Consider the following 19018-nt stretch of genomic DNA (forward strand, 5'->3'; position numbering starts at 1 on the left):
CTACGCCAAAGGCACCTACACCTTCAAGCAGCCGCCACCGAGTACGTGGACGAGTCGATCGTGTTGGTGCAAGACGGAGCCGTCACGGACGTGTGGATGAGCGAAGCAGACATGACCCGGAACTATTACGGATATACGCCGCAGACCCCCGCCACGGCACTCCAACTCGGGGACGATTCTGCGGTGACCACCAGGGATGGCGACACAGTGCGCCAATGCTGGTTCGTCGGCACCGAGAGCGAGCACTGCGTCGAGTTCGTCGACGTCACGCGGCTGAGCGGCGCGGAAGCGGCGCGTCTTTCACGGTGGGCCGCCCCGCCGACGGCGAGTACGTAGTGCATTCGCAGTCCGTCACGTGGGACGAGGGCAGCAACTCGAGGGTCACCATCACGGACGGCAACTATGGCGTCTTGAGTGGCGGCCACGACCGCGACACCGTGCGCTACTGGATCCGCGGCGCCAACGAACCCTTCGCGATCTGCCACGACGATCCCCGCTCCTACGACGAGGAGGAGTGCTGGACCTGGAGTGAGGCCACCGACGCTAAAGGCGTCTGAGCACCTCAACACCAAACGGCGGCAAGGTCACCTGCCCGACGCTGTCCCCGTCCAGCGTGACAAGCTCGGCTCCGCGCGGGGTCGCCGTGGTTTCCACGTCCGTCATGTTGATGAGCCACACGAAGCGCGCGCCGTCCGCGTGCTCCATCTCGCCCACGATGACGTCCGGCGAATCCACGCGCAGGTCCGGAACCACGTCCGCCTCGGCCGCGAGCGCCGCGTACAGCACGGCGGTCGAGTCGGGGTTCACTGCGGCAGAGACCGCGGCCATGTGCTCCAGCGGATACGTGCACAGGATCGTCTGACCCTCGCCAACGTGGTGCCGCAGCAGCGCTGGCCGGCCATGCTGATCCACGGCGATGACCTCGGCGTCGGTGACCTCCACCGGCAGGTAGGCCCGCGAGTTCTCCGTGCCCGCGGCCCTCCACGTGAGCGTGGTGCCGGCCTCGATCCCGCCAAAGTCGACCGCGAAGGTCAGTTCCACGGTGTCGTCCTCGATCACGTCTACGAGGCCGTAGCGGGTGAGCTTCTTCACGCCGAACAGCTCGTGCATCGTGGGCCACCACGGACCGCGCTGGTTCGAGTGGATGCCCAGGAAGTACGAGGCGTACACCGTCTTGCCCGCGGCCGCGAGCTCGCCCAGCCGCACCCAGGTTGGCGAGGTGAGCGCCTTCGTGGACGGGATCAGGTACAGCGTCGCGTCGTCGGGCAGCCCCGGCCCAACGTCCATGGGCTCGTCTTCAGACGCGTAGCGATGCTGCACGCCGGCGTCCAGATCCCGCACCGTGCCCGGCTTCCACGAGACCCCGTCGGCCTCCCGTACAAACCCGACCGGCAGCCCAGCGTGCCGCGCGGAGACGTACGCCTGCATCAAGGTCGCCGCGGCCGTCGGGCCGTCCGAAGCGTCCGTGAAGGGGTACTGGTTGTCGAGGTAGGCGGTGACCACGAAGGCGATCTGGGAATCCGGTCGCGTCAGCGAAGCGCCGTCAATGCGGTCAAGCAGCGCCCGGAAGTCCCGCATCTCAAGCGCCTGTGGCTTGGGCGTACCGTGCCGGTCGATGAGGCCGAAGTGCTGCTCGAACGGCCGGTGCGTGTAGGGCGCCTGCGCGTAGAGATCGTCGTAGTCGGTGTTGTTCCACGCGAGCCAGCCCGTGGAGCCCGCGAGGAGCGTGTGATGCAGCAGCTGGCGGTAGTAGTGGGCGGCGTTCTCGTCGGACGTGTAGTCCGAGGTCAACCCAAACTCCTCCATGACCACGGGCTTGCCCGAGCGGTGCAGCATCTCGCAGATGAACGCGGCGCCAAGGAACTGCCGCGACTGATCCGTCTCCATCCGGTACACATGGGGCCCCAGGAAGTCCACGAGCGCCGCGATGTCGCGCACCCGGAAGCCGTTGTCGCGGCCCGTGATCTCCACGCCCCACGCGCCCTCGCCAACGCTCACCGGCTGCGTGCCGCCGCCAGCGCGCACGGCGTCGATGAGGATCTGCGACCAGCTGATGATGACATCGGGGTCCAGGTCGTTGTTGCCGCGCGAGCGCCACGCGCCGTAGATCGGCACCTCGTTGGTGAGGAGCCAGCCGGCGATCGCGGGGTGGTCCTTGAAGCGCGCCGTGATCTCGCGCACGTACCAGGCCTGTCGCGCCACGAACCACACGTCGTCGAACAGGTCGCGACCGTCGCGCCACACCGGATCCCAGTTCTGGCCAGACATGTGGCCAACGAGGAAGGTGGGGATGGTCTGCATCCCGAGCGCCTGGTGGCGATCGAGGAAGTCGCGGTAGCGCTCGAGCATCGTCTCGTCCAGGCGGTCCGGCTCGGGGTGGAAGTCCGGCCAGTACAGGAACGAGCGCGTCACGGTCATGCCGTGCTCGCGCATCTGGTCCAGCTCCTGGCTCACCACATCACCGTCGTAGTGGCGCCACATGAGCGGGCCGCCCGCGCGCGACCAGAAGTTCACCCCCATCCACGTCTGCGGCTGTCCGTCCGCCTCCACCTTGAGGTTTGGTCGCTTCATTGCGGTGCCTTTCGTGACAGCCCGACGCTGTGGTTGCGTCCCATTCTAGGCGGGCCTCGAATCGTTTCGCGCACGCTGGCAAGAGTGCTGAACACCACATTCCGGCCAAGTCACCCGGGCGCTACTGTGAAGCCATGGCCCTCGCGACCTCCCCCAATGGACGGCTCCTCCCCAGCGACGACCAGGTCGCCGCCATGGTCTTCGCCCAGTTCCCCGCGCTTGCGGGTCGCGACATCGGGCGGCGCTACACGATGCATGACCACGTGACGGTGCGCATCGGGGACGACTACGGCGTGCTCATGCCGACGATCCCCGGCCAGGACCACCTCTACGAGCGCGTCGCCGGCCTCCTCGAGCCCCTGCTGCCCACGTGGACCTTCCCCTACTCCGCCCCGATCAACACGGGCGCGCCCGCCGGCGACTTCCCGTACCACTGGACGCTCGTGCGCTGGCTCTCCGGCTCCACCGCCGCGTTCGTGCCGCTCCACGACCAGTCCGCCGAGGCGCTCGGGGACGCGCTTCGTCAGATCCACGTGCCAGCGCCCGCAGACGCGCCCGCGAATCCGGTGACGTCGGCCCCGCTCAGGTCCCTCGAGCCCGAGTGGACCCGACTGCTCGAGGCGACAACAGCGTCGGGCGCCCCGGAGAACAGGGTGCTGGACGCGGCGCGAGCGAACGAGCTGTGGCAACGTGCGGCGGACACTCCGGTCGATGCCCAGTCCTGGACCCACGGCACGCTCGAGCCGCGCGCGGTGCTCAGCGACCGCGGCACGTTCTCCGGCATTCTCATCTGGCACCGCTTCGGCCTCGGCGACCCCGCCGCCGACCTCGGCTATGCGTCCAACCTTGTCTCCGTCTCTCAGCGCGAAGGTCTGCTCACTGCGTACGGGAAGCAGTCGCCGGAGACCGCCACGCGAGCGCAGGGCTGGCAGCTCCTCAGCGCGCTTAGGCTCATCGAGCTCGGCGATCCGTTCCTCGTGCGAATCGCGTGGGAGCGACTCATCGAGTTCGACCTCGTCTCCGAAGGCTGACAGGCATGGCACAGTAGGCGCATGGAGATCTTCGAGACTCCGCTACCCGGCGTGGGTGTGCGTTACGAGTTCACGGCGGAGGGCGGCGACCACGTTGGCGTCATCGTGCGCCGAGACGGCAAACGCGACATCGCGCTGTATGACCGCGACGACCCAGACTCGTGCAAGGGCACGCTCGAGCTGAGCGAGTCCGATGCCGGCAAGGTCGCCGAGCTCCTCGGCGGCACGCAGATCACCGCTCGCCTGGACGAGCTCAAGCACAGCGTCGAGGGGCTCGCGATCGAGTGGGTGACGATGCCCATCAGCGGCGGCCTCTCCGGCAAGCGCATCGCCGATGGCCAGATCCGCACATACACGTCCGCGTCCGTGGTCGCGGTGATCCGCGGCGACCGGGTCATCCCGGGGCCCTCGCCGGACTTCACCTTCGAAGCCGGCGACACCGTGCTCATCATGGGCAGCTACGACTCCGTCGACCGCGCCCGCGCGATCCTGACGGGTTAAGGGTGAGCGGCTGGATCGCGCCACTTACTGGGATTTCCCTGCCCACCGGGGCCCTTGGCCTGCCCGACGCTGTCGGCGAGTCTGGGAGCGCGGGCGCGGGCCTGGTGCTCATCCAGTTGGGCGTCGTGTTCCTGGTGCTCGCAGCGCTCGGCAGACTCGCGTCCCGCTGGGGCATTCCGTCTGTTCCGCTGTATCTGCTCGCGGGACTCGCGATGGGCGAGGGCGGAATCCTCTCGGTGAATGCGAGCGAGGAGTTCCTCGAGGTGGGCGCGCAGATAGGGGTCGTGCTGCTGCTCCTGCTGCTGGGCCTCGAATACACGCCCGCCGATCTCAAGGTGGGCCTGCGGACAACGTGGAAGGCGGGGATCGTCGACGCGGTGGTCAACGGCGCACCGGGCTTCGCCATGGGTCTCATCCTCGGCTGGTCGGTGACCGCGTCGCTGCTGCTTGCCGGCGTCACCTACATCTCCTCCTCCGGCATCGTGGCGCGGCTGCTCGATGACTTCGACCGCCTCGCGAACCGCGAGACCCCGACGATCCTGAGCCTGCTCGTCATGGAGGACATCGTCATGGCGCTGTACCTGCCGCTCATGGCGGTGCTCCTGGTGGGCGCCACGTTTGTGCAGGGAGCCATCGCCGCCGGCATCGCGATCGCGGCCGTGTCGGTGGCGCTGTTCGTGTCCTTCAGATTCTCGACGCACGTCTCGAGACTTGTTCAGTCGCACTCCCGGGAGCTGCTGCTGCTTGGAGTGCTCGGCCTCGCGTTCCTCGTCGCCGGGCTGGCGGAGGCCGTACAGGTGTCCGCGGCCGTGGGCGCGTTCCTGCTTGGTCTCACGCTGTCCGGGCAGGTCGCCGACCAGGTGAGGGCGCTGCTGCCGCCCCTGCGCGACGTGTTCGGCGGCATCTTCTTCGTGTTCTTCGGCATCGCCATCGACCCCGGCGACCTGGTGCCGGTAGCGGTGCCGGCCCTTATCCTGGCGGTCATCACGAGCCTGACCAAAGTGGGAACGGGAGCGTGGGCGGCAAGGCGAGCCGGCGTCGGGCCCAAGGGCCAGTGGCGGGCGGGAGCGTCACTGGTTCCGCGCGGCGAGTTCTCCATCGTGATCGCGGGACTCGGCACGGCCGCGCACGTGCAGAGCCAACTGGGTCCGCTCGCGGCCGCCTACGTGCTGATACTCGCGGTTGGCGGTTCGCTGCTCATGCGTTACGCGGACCGGATTCCCGCGCCGCCGCTCCTCACCCAGGCGCCGCGCGTCAGTTCGCCGCAGCGGCAATAACGAGCAGCGTGCCTAGGAGTCGCCGGTGATCACTGTCGGGGCCCCAGTGGGACCCATGTCGTTCCCCGGCTTCTGCTTCTCGCCGCAGCCCGCCAACAGCGTCGCGGCGGCCGCGACAACGAAAATACCTGCAGCAACCCGTGAGACCACTGCGCCCTCCCTTCCCCAAGGGCGGGAACTCAGCGCACCGCCCTCTGGCCGCGAACGTACCGCCCTGGGCCCCCGTGGGCAACTATCGTGCCTGGGACGTGAGCAATTCCACTTCCACGCGGCGGAGTGACCGCTAGGTCTCCGGGGCGAAGGACCCGTCCGGCGCCTTCTTGGGCAGGCGCCTGACGTAGGCGAGGGCAAGCAGCGCAAACAGCGCGATCCCCGCGAGAGCGCCGCGCAGCGCGAGGAGTTGCGCCTCGGAGTACGCCTCGACCACGGCCGCAGTCTCGTCCGCGCTCAGGCCGGCGCTGGTGGCGGCGTCGGCTACCTGATCAGCGGCGACGAAGTTCGCGCTGGCCGTGAGCGCCTGACTCGCCTCCTGCTTGACCTCGGCGGAGAGGTTCGGCTGGTCGCTGATGGTCTGGGCGAAGGTGCTTGCGAGAACCGCGATGAGCACCGAGCCGATCAGCGCGGTGCCCAAGGAGGCTCCGAGGTTCTGCGAGGTGCCCTGCAGACCGCCGGCCTCCCCCGTCTTGGACCGTGGCGCCGAGGACATGATGACGTTGCCCAGCTGCGAGGCCAGCAGGCCCAGCCCAGCGCCCACGAGCGCAAGGCCAAGGCCGAAGCCCCACGAGCGCAGCTCGATGTCGATCGAGGCGAGCATGATGACCTCGCCCACCAGCATGGCCGTGATGCCACCCTGGACGATGCGGCGCACCGGCAGTCGCGAGGCTAGCGCCGCGCCGCCGAGCGCGAAGACCAGCAGCGAGATCGAGAGCGGGAGGATCGCGACGCCGGTGTGGAACGCGTCGAAACCGAGAACGGTCTGGAGGTACAGCGGGAGCACGAAGAACGTCGCCATGATGATGAACTGCTGCGCGGCCATCATCACGAGACCGGCACGCATCGTGGGGATCTTGAGGAGTCTCAGGTCCACGAGCGGCTCACGTCCCTTGGCCTCCATGCGCTGCTCGTGACGGACGAAGGCACTCAGCAGGAAGTAGCTGAGGACGAGGAGCCACACCACGGGGGACAGGCCAAGGAGCGTCAGTTCGCGGCCGTTGATGACGGGAACCTTGGGCCCGGGAAGGATCCACCCCCACTGGCTCGAGCGCAGGATCGCGAAGACTCCGAGGCCCAGGCCGGCGATGGACAGTGCGGCGCCGCCGAGGTCGAGCCTGCCCGGCTTTCCTGCGGTCTTGGGGATCAGCCACAGGAACAGCATGAGGAAGGCGACCACCACGGTCTCGCCCGCGAACACGTAGCGCCAGCTCCATTGGGTGCCCACCCAGCCGCCGATGAGGGGGCCAGCCGCCGCGGACGCCCCGGCCACGCCGCCGAGCACTCCGTACGCGAGCACGCGCTGCTTTCCCTCGTAGGTGGAGGCGACGAGCGCGGCGATGGCGGGAATGACGAGCGCCGCGCCTAGACCCTCGATGAGCGACCAGCCGACCAGCAGCGTCGCGAGGTTGGGCGAGAGTGCCGTCGTCAGTGAGCCGACGCCGTAGATGACGAGCCCGATCGCGAAGGCGCGCTTCGCCCCCCATCGGTCGCCCAACTTGCCGCCAAGCAGCATGAAGGCGGCCATCACCAGCGTGTAGATGGTGATCGCCGACTGCAGGCCGACCACGGTGGTGTCGAGGTCCTCCACCACTTGGGAGATGGAGACGTTCATCACCGTGGTGTCGAGCACCATGATGAACTGGGCTGCCGCCAGCATGATGATGACGGACCAGCCGGCCTGCTTCTGTTCTGCGCTCACGATCGCAACGCTAGCCCTCGCGGGCCTGCGTCATCAGGGATATTCGCCAACTTCCAAGATCTCGTCCGCCAGCACCATCCCTTGGCCAACCACTAGGCCAGGTCTGGGCACACCGCGCCGAGCGTCACGAGGATCGCCGCCTGCGAGTTGATCCACGACTGGACGTCGGGCTCCAGATCGTTGAGCGGGGCAAAGTCGGCATCCGTCGCGGAGTCTCCCTTGGCGAAGACCGCCGCGTAGACGTCGTTCGCGTTGTGGAAGATCACGAGCGCCTCGTCCGGCTTTCCATAGACCTCACCCTCGTGACCCTTGAGCTGGTCCAGCTTGCCGAGCAGCGTGTTCATCGCGTCAGGCGAGTAGCCCGACGAGGTCATGAACTGCAGGCCGTCCTTATTGCGAACCTGCGCAAAGAACTGCGCCCAGATCGCGAACTTGGCGGCGTCCTCCTCGGTGAACTGCGAGCAGTCGACGTCGCCGGCAGCCTGCGCACCGGCGCCAGAGTCGGTGTCGGTGTCGGTGTCCGACGTTGGCTGCGTCTGGGCGGTGGCGAGGCCCTGAGTGCCGTCCGTCGTTGGCTCACCTGACCCTCCGCAGCCCGCGAGCAGCATGGTCCCCGCCGCAAATACGGCAATGAATCGCGCCTTCATCACTTCTCCCCTCGTGACGGCACCAGTTGCCGTCTCATCTATGTGACGAACAGCCCCCCACGCTTGGTTGACATGCACGGTGACCACATCGTGCCACGGCGTGCGACAGCGCGCGCGGTCTCGCGAAAGCGCAAGACTCGCGCTCGTCCGGCCGTGACTTCAGGAGTATTCGCCAACTTCGAAGGTCTCGTCCGCGAGCGCGCCGCGGGCGTCGCGGTGCACGGCAGCGGGAGCCTCCGCGTTCGGGGCTTCGGAGAGGCAGAAGATCTTTCCGGCAGGTTCGTCAACCCAGTACTTGATGAACCTCACATCATGCTTGTGCTGGTGGGCGAGGTCCTTCTCGTGCAAGCCCGCGACGTCAGCCGCGCTGACCCCGCCTTCTACCGTGTGGACGTCCATGAATAGGGGCATGACGTCCCCCTTCTAGTGATTCCGCAATCGATGTGGACTCGACGCGGCGACATTGCCGCATGGCACCGGTATAGACCCGTTTGGCGTGTCTCGCATCTTGAGTGGGAAGCGGTTCACAATGGTGCGCATGCTGCGCGACGCGATTCCCATGCAGGACGCGGCGCGTCTCGCCGAGATCTACAACTTCTACGTCGAGACGGACACGGCGACGTTCGAGGTGGAGACAATCGGCGAGGCCGCCATGGCATCGCGCGTGGCGGCGGTGCAGGCGGCCGACTTGCCGTATCTCGTGGCCACCGATTCGCTCGGCGTCGCGGGGTTCGCCTATGCGGCGCCGTTCCACGAACGTGCCGCCTACGTCCATGCGTTGACCTGTTCTGTGTACGTGGACAGGGCTGCCCGCGGCCAGGGCCTCGGCAAGGCGCTGTACAGGGAGCTGCTGCAGCGCGTCGGCGCCATCAGCGAGGGTCCGCACGCCCCCATCCGCACCCTGGTGGCGCTCATTGCCCTGCCAAACGAGGCGTCGGTGGCGCTGCACGAGTCCCTCGGCTTTGCCCATGTCGGCACGCTCGCCGAGGTTGGATTCAAGTTTGGGCGGTGGATAGACGTCGGTTACTACCAGTGGTCAGCAACGAACGGCGGCCCGGCAAGGCAAGTGTGAGATATCACCCTTCTGACTTGCGAGGCGTTGACGGCCGAGCGAAGAATGGGCGCGTCGCGACGCCTGGCCAAGAGCCGCTTAGTCACGACCCGGCTCCGCCGGACAATTGAACAGAAGGTAAGCCCAATGAAGACCCCGACCTCACGGCGGGGATCCGACGACGGCTTCACGCTCGTTGAGCTGCTAGTCGTCATCATCATTATTGGAATCCTCGCCGCAATCGCCCTGCCTGTGTACCTTCACCAGAAGGCCAAGGCACACGATGCGGCGGCAGAGTCCGATCTGAAGAATCTCGCAACGTTCGTGACGGGAGCTATGTCGGAGACCGACACCGTGCCCACGGTGTCTGTCGAAGACGGTTACTACCTCGTGAACGGCAAAGAGGTGGTTTCCGCCTCCGATGGCGTGATTTTTGGGGGTATCACCGGCACGGCGATCGACAATTGGTGCATCGACGTGACGCATCCCGAGGGCAGCATTTCAAAGGACCCCGGGATGAGATACACCGCAGACGCGGGCTATGCCGTCGGACAGTGTCCGTGAAATCGCATGATCCTGGCGGGTCCGGTCCTTAGGGACCGGGCCCGCCTTTCTTGCGTCCGACGCCGTGCCAAGTTCCAGCCTGGGTGTAGCGTCCCCGATGGGAGGCAGCATGCTGGTGTGGTTTGAGATTCCTGCGAGCGACTTGCAGCGGGCAACGGCGTTCTACGAGGCAGTATTCGAGATGAAGACGACGCTGGAGGACATCGGCGACGGGGAGCCGAAATCGCTGCTTCCGGGCGGAATCGGCTCTCTTGCCTGTGGCCGAGACTGGACGCCATCCGCAGACGGGATCGTCGCCTACCTCGACGGCGGAGACGACCTGCAGGTGATCCTCGATCGCGTGGTGGCGCACGGCGGCTCCGTGGTGGAACCCAAGCAGCCGGTGGAGGCCACTCAGGGATTCTGGGGACGGTTCCGCGACACCGAGGGCAACATCATCGGGGTGCTCTCGCCGCACTAGCGCTAGCTCATTCCTAGGAGGCGCGCACCGCCTGCGTTGCCGCGATGAGGTTCTCGAGCGTCGCCTTCGTCTCGGGATAGGCGCGCGTCTTGAGGCCGCAGTCGGGGTTCACCCACAGTTGCTTTCCAGGGACGGACTCCTTCGCGAGCTGAAGCAGCTCGGTGATCTCCTGGGTGGAAGGCACGCGCGGCGAGTGGATGTCCCACACGCCGGGGCCGATCTGCCGCTCGTAGCCGTGGTTGCGGATCGCGGGCAGCACCTCCATGCGGGAGCGAGCCGCCTCGATGGACGTGACGTCCGCGCCGAGGCCGTCGATCGCGTCGATGATCTCGCCGAACTCCGAGTAGCACAGGTGCGTGTGCACCTGGGTGTCGTCGGCGGCGCCTGACGTCGCGAGCAGGAAAGAGTCCACCGACCACTTGAGGTAGGCGGGCTGATCCTTCTTCTTGAGCGGCAGCAGCTCGCGCAGCGCGGGCTCGTCCACCTGAATGATGCCGATACCAGCGGCTTCAAGATCGCGGATCTCCTCGCGGAGCGCGAGCGCCACCTGGTTGGCCGTCACGCCGAGCGGCTGGTCGTCGCGAACGAAGGACCACGCGAGGATCGTGACGGGGCCCGTGAGCATGCCCTTGACCGGCTTCTCGGAGAGCGACTGCGCGTACTCCGCCCAGCGCACCGTCATCGGCTCCGGGCGGGCGACGTCTCCCCACAGGATCGAGGGACGCGTGCAGCGCGAACCATACGACTGCACCCAGCCGTTGACCGTGACGTCGAAGCCGTCGAGCAGCTCCGCGAAGTACTGCACCATGTCGTTGCGCTCCGCCTCGCCGTGCACGAGCACGTCAAGTCCGAGTGACTCCTGCAGCTCGATCACGGACGCGATCTCGGCCTTCATGGCCTCCTCGTAGCCCGCGTCGTCCAGCTCGCCCTTGGCCCACGCGGCGCGCGCCTTGCGGATCTCCGGGGTCTGCGGGAAGGAGCCGATCGTCGTGGTTGCGAGCTCGGGCAGCCGGAAGCGCCTGTCCTGAGCGGCCACGCGCTGGGCGTACGGAGATCGCTTGAGGTCGGCGTCGGTCACCGCCGCGAGCGCGTCGCGAACATCGGCACGGTTGGTTCCGGGGTGGGCCTTGCGGTCCGCGAGCGCCGCTCGCGCCGCCTTGATCGCGTCGGACTCGTCCGCGCCGGCGAGCGCCTTCGCGAGCGCGTCGACCTCGGCCACCTTCTCGTCGGCGAACGCGAGCCACGAGAGCAGCTCCGCGCCGAGGTGCTCCTCGCCCGTGAGGGTGTGGGGAACGTGGAACAGCGAGGTGGACGTGCCGACGGAGACGAGGGCGCCAAGGTCGGAGACCGCCGCGAGCTTCTCGAGCGCCTTGTCGAGGTCCGTGCGCCAGATGTTGTGGCCGTCGATGACGCCCGCGACGATCTGGGTGCCGGCGGCCACAGCGGCGGGAACGGTGCCGCGCACCAGGTCGATCGCAATGGCGTCAACGCCCGCGTCGGTAAGCACGGGGAGCGCGTCGTCGAGCGACGCGTACGGAGCGGCAACAAGGAGCTTCGGACGCGCCGCGAGCGCAACGAAGCCTTCGTAGACCGTCTTCGCGTTCGCGAGCACGCTCGCGCGGTCCGCGTCGATGTCCGCAACCAGCACCGGCTCGTCGATCTGCACCCACTCGGCCCCAGCGTCGGCCAGTTTGCCGAGCAGTTCCGCGTAGACGGCCGTCAGGTCGGCAAGCCGCTCGATGGGCTGGAAGCCAGAGGGCGCGTCGTCCGAGGGCTTGGCGAGGTATAGGAACGTCAGCGGGCCCGTGATGACGGGGCGCGTGACGAAGCCAGCCGCCTTGGCCTCGAGGAACTCGTCCACCCAGCGGGTCGAGGACAGCGAGAACTCGGTCTCGGGGCCGATCTCGGGGACGAGGTAGTGGTAGTTCGAGTCGAACCACTTGGTCATCTCTAGCGGGGCCTTTGCGCCCTCGCCACGCGCGATGGTGGAGTAGCCGCCCAAGGTGACGGAGCCGTCGGCCTGGCGAAGGTGAGCGAAGCGCGAGGGGACGGCGCCGAACGTCACGGCGGCGTCGAGGATGTGGTCGTAGAACGAGAAGTTCGAGGGGATCGAGGAATCGGCGGTGCCGAGGCCGAGCGCGCGCAGGTTCTCGCGGTTCTCGGCGCGGAGCGCGGCGGCGGCCGCCTCGAGCTCGGCCTCGGTGCTCGCGCCCCTCCAGAAGGATTCGAGGGCCTTCTTGAGTTCACGCATTCGGCCGATGCGCGGGTAACCAAGAATGGTGCCGCCGGGGAAGGCGGGCGCAGGGGCAGGGGCGTTGTTGTACTCAGTCATGGTTCCTCATGAGGGTGTGTGCGCGGCGGGCTCGCCATTGCGCTTGACCGACGCCGTCAGTGGCGCCGCATGTGTGGTGGCGATTCTAGCCTGTGGGCACGTGCGGGGAAAGTGGCGGCCGCGAGCGTGCGACCATGGACGCATGGAAGAGGTTTCGCAGAGGGCCATCACGCTCAACCGCGAGGCGGAGGGCGTCTACGTGGCGCGCAACGCCGCGGGCGCCGAGCTTCGCTTTGGCTACAACGTGGAGGGCGCGTTCAGCGCCGTTGAGCTGCTGCTCGTGGCGATCGCTGGGTGCTCGTCAATAGACGTCGACATGATGACGTCCCGACGCTCGGAGCCGGAGCGCTTCGACGTCACCGTCACCGCGGACAAGGTGGGCGGGGACGCACCCGCGATCCTGCGCAACATCGTCGCGTCGTTCGATCTGGCGTTCCCCGAGGGCGAGGACGGCGACAAGGCTCGCGCCCGCGTGGCTCCCGCGCTCAAGGCAGCGCACGACCGCACGTGCACCGTGTCGCGCACCGTTGAGGCCGGAGTGCCGGTGGAGCTACGCCAGGTCTAGGTCCTGCGACCTTCGGCACTCAGTTCCGCAGCGCGCGCACCAGTTCCAGCGCCGCCTCGTGGCGGTTGAAGGTGATGACGTGGATGCCGGGCGCTCCCGCATCCAACAGGCGCCGCGAGAGCTCCGCGGCATGGGCCACGCCCGTCGCCCGCGCGTCCGAGTCGGTGTCGGCGGCGTCGAGCGCCGCCGCGAGCTCCGCCGGGGTCGGCACGCCCGTGAGCTCCGCGGTCCTCGCGGCGCGCTGAGGTGAGATGAGCGGCATCACCTCGGGCACGATCGGGATCCCGATTCCCGCCGCGCGGCCGTCATCGACGAGCGCCGAATACTGCTCGACCTCGTAGAACACCTGGGTGATCGCGAAATCGGCGCCCGCCTCCTGCTTGGTGAGCAGCACGTCGAGCCCCTGCTGGCGCCAGCGCTCGATCGCGTGTTGCGCGGGGAAGGCCGTGACGCCGATGCAGACGTCGACCCCGTGCGCGCCCGCAACCTCTCGCAGCAGTGTCACCAGCTGCGACGCGTAGACGAGGCCGTCGGGGTGCGGCCGCCAGTCCGCCTGGCCGCGCGGAGGGTCGCCGCGCAGCGCGAGGAAGTCGCGAACGCCGTCGGCCAGGTACGTCTCGATCACGGCCACCAGGTCCGCGCGCGACTGGGCGACGCACGTGAGGTGCGCGAGCGGCGGGATGGTGTGCGAGAGCGCCAGTTCGTGGACCACCGCGCGCGAGGTGGTGCGGGTGCTGCCAGAGGCGCCGTAGGTGATCGACATGAAGTCAGGGTTCGTCGCAGCCAGGAGGCCCATCGTGAGCATGAGCGAGTCCTCGGCACCAGGGGTGCGCGGCGGGAAGAGCTCATACGACAGGGTCGGCGAAGCCTGCCCGGCGAGGGCGGCGTCGAGCAGCGAGCGGATGGTCATGGCGTGGGAAACAATACGCGTCCCCAGGCCCGACGCTCCAACACGTTTTCCCCAGACCTCGCCTGGTAGGGGGCGGCTGTTGGTGGGGCGCGGCAGACTGGCCGCATGATCACCGAAACTAACGACCTCACCCGCTGCTTCGGCGCGGGAGACCCCCTCTACGAGGAGTATCACGACCACGAATGGGGCGTGCCGGTCCGCGGCGACGCCGCCATCTTCGAGCGCATCGCGCTCGAGGGCGCCCAATCGGGGCTGTCCTGGATCACCATCCTGCGCAAGCGCGAGGGCTACCGCGAGGCCTTCGCCGACTTCGACCCAGAGACGGTCGCGGCGTTCACCGAGGCGGACGTCGACCGGCTGCTCGAGAACCCAGGCATCGTCCGCAACCGCCAGAAGATCACCTCGGTGGTCACCAACGCCAGGGCCGTGGTCGCGATGCGCGCGCAGGGCGAGAGCCTGAGCGAGCTGTTCTGGAGCTTCCAGCCTCCCGCGCGGAAGCGGCCGCCGACCGCGTGGACCGACGTGCCGTCCATGACCGAGGAGTCCAAGGCCCTCGCGAAGGCGCTCAAGCAGCGCGGCTTCGTGTTCGTGGGACCCACGACGATGTACGCCTCGATGCAAGCGTGTGGCCTGGTAAACGACCACATCAGGGGATGCGTGGCGCTGAAGGGCCGCTAGCAGTACGCCCTGCGGTGGCGCTCGATCGCATCGGTCAAGAGCGCGTCGACGATGCGCTTGTCGGCCGGCAGCCACGCCACGTCTCGCCAGGCGCCCGGCTCGAGCCAGCGCACCTCGTCGTGGTCCTCGAGGGGCCGCGGCTCTGGAGTGACGCCGTCGACCCCGGGAGCGACCGTCGCCCACCAGATCCGCATCACCAGGCGGGTGCCCTCGACGTCCTCTGGCCGCAGCATCCATACGGGCGCGTCGGAGCCGAACTCGGCGTCGGGGCCGATGATCTCGTCGCCGAGCTCGACCTCGATGCCGAGTTCCTCGCGCAGCTCGCGCCGCAACGCGCGCTCAGGGGTCTCGCCGCGCTCGACCTTCCCGCCGGGGAACTCCCAGAGCCCGGCGAGGGACGCGGGTTCGCTGCGCCTGCCCGCGAGCAGGACGCGCGGCGCGTCGAGGGAGTCGGTGATGGCCGCGGCCACCACGAGCCGAGAACTGCTCGACGCGCCCATGCGCTACGCCGTGAGGTCCCCGTAGGCGGCGGCATCGAGAAGCCCCGAAGGCTCCTCGGTGATCTGCACCTTGAATATCCAGCCCGTTCCGAACGGGTCCTTGTTCACATTGTCAGGCGCGTTCGCGAGCTCGTCGTTGATGGCGATGATGGTGCCTGTCACCGGGGAATACAGCTCGCTCACGGCCTTGGTCGACTCGAGCTCGCCGCACACCTCTCCCGCGGTCACGGTTGCGCCAACGGAGGGGGCCTCGATGTAGACGATGTCGCCAAGAGCGTCGGCCGCATGCTCGGTGATCCCTACGGTCACTTCGCCGCCGACGGCGAGCTCGCCGTCCACCCACTCGTGCTCCGCCGAATACTGCAGGTCGTCCGGAACGCTTGCCATCGCCAGTCCTCTCGTGTCGTGAATCCGTGTGCTACTGCGCCCGCTTGTACAACGGTAACGCTGTCACCGTCATCGGCTCACCGCGGCCGCGGACGTCGATGAGCACCTGAGTCCCCTGCTCACCGAACCCCTTGTCCACGTACGCCATGCCGATGGGCCGCCCCAGTGTCGGGCTGGGAGCGCCAGAGGTGACCTCGCCGATCACCGAGCCGCCTGCGTCGGTGACCGCGTAGCCCGTGCGCGGCGAGCGGCGGCCGTCGCCGACGAGCCCCACGAGCACCCGCGACGGCTCCCTGTCCCTCGCCGCCTCGAGCGCGGCGCGGCCAACGAAGTCGCCGCGCGAGTTGGCCTCGGTGCCGAACGCGATGACGCGCCCAAGGCCCGCGTCGAAGGGTGTGGTGGCGCGCGTCAGCTCCTGGCCGTACAGCGGCATTCCCGCCTCGAGGCGGAGGGTGTCGCGGGCGGAGAGCCCACACGGCCTGATGCGCTCCCCGCCAACCGCGAGCGCGAGCCGCCACACCTCGGGGGCGTCCTCCGCGGAGACGAAGAGCTCGAATCCGTCCTCGCCCGTGTAGCCGGTGCGCGCGACGAAGGCGTGGACGTCGCCCGTGAGCACCACGTTCGTGGCCGCGTAATACGGCAGCGAGGCGATGTTGTCGGCGTCGCGAGCGGTCATCTCGGTCACGATGGCCTCGGCCGCCGGTCCCTGGACCGCGATCAGCGCCACCCCGGCTGACTCGTCCGCGATGCCAACATCGAACCCTGCGGACCGCTCCTTGAGCTCCGCGAGCACCACGTCCTTGTTCGAGGCGTTCGCGACGATGACGAAGTGATCCCAGTCCCTGCGGTAGACCACGAGGTCATCGATCACGCCCCCGTCCGGCGCGCAGATCATCGTGTACTTGGCGCGGCCGAGCCCCATCGCACCCATGCGACCTACCAGGGCATATTCAAGAAATGGGACCGCGTCCGCGCCGCGCACCGCGATCTCGCCCATGTGCGAGAGGTCGAACAGGCCGGCGGAGGTGCGGACCGCGGTGTGCTCCGCGATGTCCCCCGTGTAGCGAACGGGCATCTCCCAACCCGCGAAATCGACGAGAGTCGCGCCCAGGGCGACGTGCTCGCTGTGGAGGGGGAGCGTCGGGCCGTCACGGCACAAACTTACTTCACCGCGCGGCACTCGCCAGCGGATCAGTTCTTGCCGACGAGGGCGACGATGCCGATCAGCGCGGCCGTCATGACCGCGGCCGTCACGCTCACGACGATCACGGCGGTGATGAGGCGGCGGTGGCGCGCGGCCTCGCGCCGGTTCCGGGAGGCCGCCACGCCGAGTGCGGGCGTGGGCGGCGCAGGAACCGCAACCGTGGTGCGAGAGGCCTCCGCCGGCGCGGCTTCGGGCGCCTCGCGGGGGTAGTACTCCTCCGGCGGGAGGCCGAAAGTGCCGCGCTCTGCGGTAGTCGCGTGAGATCCCGGCGGCAGGTCGCGGCGCGCCTTTCTGCCCGACGCCGTTGCCGGCTTGGCGGGCACGGCGGCCGAGCGCTGGGACAGCCGGGTGACGTCGGCCGTCTCCTCTTGACCGGCCGTTGCGCGCGCGGACATGCGGGTCTCGTCGTCATCGACCTCGTCGACCACCTCCCTGTCGCGCGACGACATGACCGTGACGTCCTCGGACTCCTTGTTGCGGAAGGAGAGCTCGGTGACGTCGTCTTGGGGCTGGGTCACGCCCATACCCTCACTCTGGTCGTCTGCGTCGTGTCGTCGTCGCGGGCCTCTTGGGTCCATACGCGCCACGGGAACGGGTCGGCGCCGGGACGCGTGACCACGCCTTCGGCCTCGGCGACGATCGCGGTGACGTTGTCGGAGGTGTTGGCGAGGAGCGCGGCTCCAACGAGGCGCGACGCCGCGTCATCGCCGGCGAGCGAGATGATCTCGGCGATGCGCGCTTCGCTCAGCACCTTCGTCAGACCATCGGACGCGACCACGAGACGTTCGCCGGGCATCACGGGCACCAACCACGCGTCAAAAGCGAAGTCGCCGTCGCCGATGGCTCGGGTGACGACGTTGCGGTCGGGATGCACCGCGGCCTCAGCCGCCGTGATCTCACCTGCATCCATGAGCTCCTGCACGTGCGAGTGGTCCACGGTGAGCTGGTCGATCGCGCCGTCCGCGAGTCGGTAGACCCGCGAGTCGCCAACATTGATGACCATCCACCACGCCTCGCCGTTGTGCTCAACGCCGATGACGCCGGCGAGCGTGCTTCCGGAGTGGCCGCGTACGGTCCGGGAGACCTCTACCACCGCGATCTGGGCGTCCTGCACGGCGACCGCCACGTGGTCTGGGGTGATCACGGGCAGGTTCGCCAACTGCGCGAACACGCGAACGACGGCGGCGCTGGCGTCGGCGCCGGCGGCGTGGCCGCCCATGCCGTCCGCGACAACGTAGACCGGCGGGGCGGCGCAGAACGAGTCCTCATTGCGCGCTCGCGGCCCGGCGTCCGTAGCGCCGAACCCAAAGCTCCAGGCCCGGGCGGGCATCAGGACTCCCCTCGCAGGTCCACGATGACGAGTTCGAGGTCTCCGAGGAGCAGGGTGCCCTGGACCTTGGCCTCCGTCTGCGCCTTCACCTCGAGCTCGTTTCCAGCCGCGTCCCGCACGAACGTGCCGTTGGTGGAGCCGAGGTCGGTGATGAACCAGTTGTCGGACTCCCGGCGCAAGCGGGCGTGCAACTTGGACACCGTGCGAGTGTCGTCCACGATCGGGAGCACCCCAGGAATGGGCCGGATCCCCTCGCGGCCGATCGTCGTGACGTCCTCGAGGTCGTACTCCTCGCCGCCGACCACCTGCAGCGCCCAGCGCGCCCGACGCCGCTTCGCGAAGAACGTCGCGTCGTCGTCGTCGTACGCCCACGGCGGTATCTCCGCCGGCTGCACCTGCGCGGAGTCGTCCGCCGGTGCCGGGCTCGTGTCATACGGGGAGTACGCCCGCGGGAACTTGCCCGTGACGTCTTCTTCGTCGGTTGTCATTGCTTCCTCCGCCGCGTTCGCGGCCTCGGGGTCGGCATCAGCCGGCTCCAGTTCCTGTACTGCGGGTGCTGCCACCCGCTGGATGGCGCGCGTCGCGTCATCGTCGACTGGCGGGGGCGCCACTGCTGCGCCCGTCACCGGCCCCACCACTGCGGGTCGTCCTGACCCAAATCCAACCAGACTCGCCCACAAAGGCGGCAGAACCGCCGCCACCCAGGCGAGTCGCCGCTGCGCCACGAGACGCAGCTCGATGCGATTGGCGCTCACGATCCACGCGACCCACGCGATCGCCGAGCTCAGCACCGCGAACGCAAACACCGTCGAGGCGAGCGCGGACAGCCCAGTGGAGGGCTCGAGGACGTCTCCCGCCCTGAGCGCCGCGAGCGCGATGAACACGGGCCAGCACAGCGCCGCGACGGCGCGCGCGATCCAGATGGGCGGCGTTGGCACATCGCCCGCCTTCGCGGCCTCCACGTAGCGGCGGATCGGCACCCATGCGGCCAGGGTCGGCGCACCGATCTTGCCGAACACGGCGCCAAGGGCGAAGCCCATCCACACGTACATCGCTGCGTAGACGACGGCGCTGAAGGTCAGGACTGCGGCAAGCACC

At 68.4% G+C, this 19018-nt stretch carries 22 protein-coding genes and 1 pseudogene; 10 read left to right on the forward strand and 13 right to left on the reverse strand.

The annotated features are described in order from the left end of the window. The first annotated feature begins 60 nt into the window (after positions 1-60). Together NVV57_05215 and NVV57_05220 are read left to right on the forward strand one after the other, a co-directional pair. Complete coding sequence (locus tag NVV57_05215; GenBank protein MCR6712117.1) at positions 61-336, forward strand: hypothetical protein; 276 nt, start codon at positions 61-63, stop codon at positions 334-336. Next, positions 336-557 carry a hypothetical protein gene (locus NVV57_05220; GenBank protein MCR6712118.1) on the forward strand — a complete coding sequence of 74 codons (222 nt, stop codon included), beginning with the start codon at positions 336-338 and terminating at the stop codon, positions 555-557. Before NVV57_05215 ends, NVV57_05220 begins: the two co-directional genes overlap by 1 nt. Here NVV57_05220 and NVV57_05225 read toward each other — a convergent pair. Further along, positions 544-2571, reverse strand: coding sequence for a cellulase family glycosylhydrolase (locus NVV57_05225; GenBank protein MCR6712119.1), 2028 nt, complete (start codon positions 2569-2571; stop codon positions 544-546). The genes NVV57_05220 and NVV57_05225 overlap by 14 nt on opposite strands. Positions 2572-2705: 134 nt before the next feature. Between NVV57_05225 and NVV57_05230 the strand changes: the two genes are divergently transcribed. The 3 genes from NVV57_05230 to NVV57_05240 are packed head-to-tail and all read left to right on the forward strand — an operon-like array spanning position 2706 to position 5380. Then, complete coding sequence (locus NVV57_05230) at positions 2706-3602, forward strand: phosphotransferase (GenBank protein ID MCR6712120.1); 897 nt, start codon at positions 2706-2708, stop codon at positions 3600-3602. Between the two features lie 21 nt (positions 3603-3623). Further along, positions 3624-4103: a cation:proton antiporter regulatory subunit gene (locus NVV57_05235; protein MCR6712121.1), complete on the forward strand. Its 480-nt coding sequence runs from the start codon at positions 3624-3626 to the stop codon at positions 4101-4103. A 2-nt stretch (positions 4104-4105) separates the two neighbouring features. Then, entirely contained in the window at positions 4106-5380 is a 1275-nt protein-coding gene (locus tag NVV57_05240) for a cation:proton antiporter (protein ID MCR6712122.1), read from the forward strand. A gap of 12 nt (positions 5381-5392) precedes the next feature. On the opposite strand, the gene NVV57_05245 is transcribed toward NVV57_05240, so the two are convergent. From NVV57_05245 to NVV57_05260, 4 genes are all read right to left on the reverse strand, one after another. Beyond that, complete coding sequence (locus NVV57_05245) at positions 5393-5530, reverse strand: hypothetical protein (protein ID MCR6712123.1); 138 nt, start codon at positions 5528-5530, stop codon at positions 5393-5395. Between the two features lie 133 nt (positions 5531-5663). After that, positions 5664-7292: an MFS transporter gene (locus tag NVV57_05250; protein MCR6712124.1), complete on the reverse strand. Its 1629-nt coding sequence runs from the start codon at positions 7290-7292 to the stop codon at positions 5664-5666. 92 nt (positions 7293-7384) lie between these two features. Beyond that, complete coding sequence (locus NVV57_05255; protein ID MCR6712125.1) at positions 7385-7939, reverse strand: hypothetical protein; 555 nt, start codon at positions 7937-7939, stop codon at positions 7385-7387. Between the two features lie 159 nt (positions 7940-8098). Then, a complete protein-coding gene (locus NVV57_05260) occupies positions 8099-8350 on the reverse strand; it encodes a DUF4242 domain-containing protein (protein MCR6712126.1) in 252 nt (83 codons plus the stop codon). Between the two features lie 127 nt (positions 8351-8477). Here NVV57_05260 and NVV57_05265 point away from each other — a divergent pair, with 127 nt between their 5' ends. From NVV57_05265 to NVV57_05275, 3 genes and pseudogenes are all read left to right on the forward strand, one after another. Further along, positions 8478-9011, forward strand: a complete 534-nt coding sequence (locus NVV57_05265; protein ID MCR6712127.1) for a GNAT family N-acetyltransferase — start codon at positions 8478-8480, stop codon at positions 9009-9011. A 126-nt stretch (positions 9012-9137) separates the two neighbouring features. Beyond that, positions 9138-9248, forward strand: a pseudogene (locus NVV57_05270) (prepilin-type N-terminal cleavage/methylation domain-containing protein). A gap of 415 nt (positions 9249-9663) precedes the next feature. After that, positions 9664-10014 carry a hypothetical protein gene (locus NVV57_05275; protein ID MCR6712128.1) on the forward strand — a complete coding sequence of 117 codons (351 nt, stop codon included), beginning with the start codon at positions 9664-9666 and terminating at the stop codon, positions 10012-10014. Between the two features lie 13 nt (positions 10015-10027). Here NVV57_05275 and metE read toward each other — a convergent pair whose 3' ends face one another. Then, on the reverse strand, positions 10028-12346 hold the full coding sequence (metE, locus tag NVV57_05280; GenBank protein MCR6712129.1) for a 5-methyltetrahydropteroyltriglutamate--homocysteine S-methyltransferase: 2319 nt from the start codon (positions 12344-12346) through the stop codon (positions 10028-10030). Positions 12347-12488: 142 nt separating this feature from the next. On the opposite strand from metE, the gene NVV57_05285 reads away from it, so the two are divergent. Next, the gene (locus NVV57_05285) at positions 12489-12911 is read left to right on the forward strand and encodes an OsmC family protein (protein MCR6712130.1); all 423 of its coding nucleotides are present in this window, start codon (positions 12489-12491) and stop codon (positions 12909-12911) included. A 19-nt stretch (positions 12912-12930) separates the two neighbouring features. On the opposite strand, the gene NVV57_05290 is transcribed toward NVV57_05285, so the two are convergent. Next, entirely contained in the window at positions 12931-13821 is an 891-nt protein-coding gene (locus tag NVV57_05290) for a methylenetetrahydrofolate reductase (protein ID MCR6712131.1), read from the reverse strand. 105 nt (positions 13822-13926) lie between these two features. Here NVV57_05290 and NVV57_05295 point away from each other — a divergent pair, with 105 nt between their 5' ends. Continuing rightward, a complete protein-coding gene (locus NVV57_05295; GenBank protein MCR6712132.1) occupies positions 13927-14499 on the forward strand; it encodes a DNA-3-methyladenine glycosylase I in 573 nt (190 codons plus the stop codon). Here the strand turns inward: NVV57_05295 and NVV57_05300 are convergent. The 6 genes from NVV57_05300 to NVV57_05325 are packed head-to-tail and all read right to left on the reverse strand — an operon-like array spanning position 14496 to position 19017. Continuing rightward, positions 14496-14999 (reverse strand): (deoxy)nucleoside triphosphate pyrophosphohydrolase, encoded by a 504-nt coding sequence (locus NVV57_05300; protein MCR6712133.1) that lies wholly within the window; start codon positions 14997-14999, stop codon positions 14496-14498. The two genes, NVV57_05295 and NVV57_05300, sit on opposite strands and share 4 nt — an antisense overlap. Positions 15000-15002: 3 nt before the next feature. After that, the gene (gene gcvH / locus NVV57_05305; GenBank protein ID MCR6712134.1) at positions 15003-15386 is read right to left on the reverse strand and encodes a glycine cleavage system protein GcvH; all 384 of its coding nucleotides are present in this window, start codon (positions 15384-15386) and stop codon (positions 15003-15005) included. 31 nt (positions 15387-15417) lie between these two features. Next, entirely contained in the window at positions 15418-16545 is a 1128-nt protein-coding gene (gcvT, locus tag NVV57_05310; protein ID MCR6712135.1) for a glycine cleavage system aminomethyltransferase GcvT, read from the reverse strand. A 32-nt stretch (positions 16546-16577) separates the two neighbouring features. Then, on the reverse strand, positions 16578-17108 hold the full coding sequence (locus tag NVV57_05315) for a hypothetical protein (GenBank protein ID MCR6712136.1): 531 nt from the start codon (positions 17106-17108) through the stop codon (positions 16578-16580). Continuing rightward, positions 17105-17920, reverse strand: a complete 816-nt coding sequence (locus NVV57_05320) for a protein phosphatase 2C domain-containing protein (protein MCR6712137.1) — start codon at positions 17918-17920, stop codon at positions 17105-17107. Before NVV57_05320 ends, NVV57_05315 begins: the two co-directional genes overlap by 4 nt. Next, positions 17920-19017 (reverse strand): FHA domain-containing protein, encoded by a 1098-nt coding sequence (locus tag NVV57_05325; GenBank protein ID MCR6712138.1) that lies wholly within the window; start codon positions 19015-19017, stop codon positions 17920-17922. Before NVV57_05325 ends, NVV57_05320 begins: the two co-directional genes overlap by 1 nt. Between the last annotated feature and the right edge of the window lies 1 nt (position 19018).

Origin of the sequence: Demequina sp. (assembly GCA_024707205.1) — a bacterium.
Taxonomy (GTDB): Bacteria; Actinomycetota; Actinomycetes; order Actinomycetales; family Demequinaceae; genus Demequina.

What these genes read in the sequence shown, in the direction of transcription:
- NVV57_05225 (MCR6712119.1), bottom strand. Translation starts at nt 2,571, where the DNA reads ATGAAGCGACCAAACCTCAAGGTGGAGGCGGACGGACAGCCGCAGACG.
- NVV57_05230 (MCR6712120.1), top strand. Translation starts at nt 2,706, where the DNA reads ATGGCCCTCGCGACCTCCCCCAATGGACGGCTCCTCCCCAGCGACGAC.
- NVV57_05235 (MCR6712121.1), top strand. Translation starts at nt 3,624, where the DNA reads ATGGAGATCTTCGAGACTCCGCTACCCGGCGTGGGTGTGCGTTACGAG.
- NVV57_05255 (MCR6712125.1), bottom strand. Translation starts at nt 7,939, where the DNA reads ATGAAGGCGCGATTCATTGCCGTATTTGCGGCGGGGACCATGCTGCTC.
- NVV57_05260 (MCR6712126.1), bottom strand. Translation starts at nt 8,350, where the DNA reads ATGCCCCTATTCATGGACGTCCACACGGTAGAAGGCGGGGTCAGCGCG.
- NVV57_05265 (MCR6712127.1), top strand. Translation starts at nt 8,478, where the DNA reads ATGCTGCGCGACGCGATTCCCATGCAGGACGCGGCGCGTCTCGCCGAG.
- NVV57_05275 (MCR6712128.1), top strand. Translation starts at nt 9,664, where the DNA reads ATGCTGGTGTGGTTTGAGATTCCTGCGAGCGACTTGCAGCGGGCAACG.
- metE (MCR6712129.1), bottom strand. Translation starts at nt 12,346, where the DNA reads ATGACTGAGTACAACAACGCCCCTGCCCCTGCGCCCGCCTTCCCCGGC.
- NVV57_05285 (MCR6712130.1), top strand. Translation starts at nt 12,489, where the DNA reads ATGGAAGAGGTTTCGCAGAGGGCCATCACGCTCAACCGCGAGGCGGAG.
- NVV57_05290 (MCR6712131.1), bottom strand. Translation starts at nt 13,821, where the DNA reads ATGACCATCCGCTCGCTGCTCGACGCCGCCCTCGCCGGGCAGGCTTCG.
- NVV57_05295 (MCR6712132.1), top strand. Translation starts at nt 13,927, where the DNA reads ATGATCACCGAAACTAACGACCTCACCCGCTGCTTCGGCGCGGGAGAC.
- NVV57_05300 (MCR6712133.1), bottom strand. Translation starts at nt 14,999, where the DNA reads ATGGGCGCGTCGAGCAGTTCTCGGCTCGTGGTGGCCGCGGCCATCACC.
- gcvH (MCR6712134.1), bottom strand. Translation starts at nt 15,386, where the DNA reads ATGGCAAGCGTTCCGGACGACCTGCAGTATTCGGCGGAGCACGAGTGG.
- NVV57_05320 (MCR6712137.1), bottom strand. Translation starts at nt 17,920, where the DNA reads ATGCCCGCCCGGGCCTGGAGCTTTGGGTTCGGCGCTACGGACGCCGGG.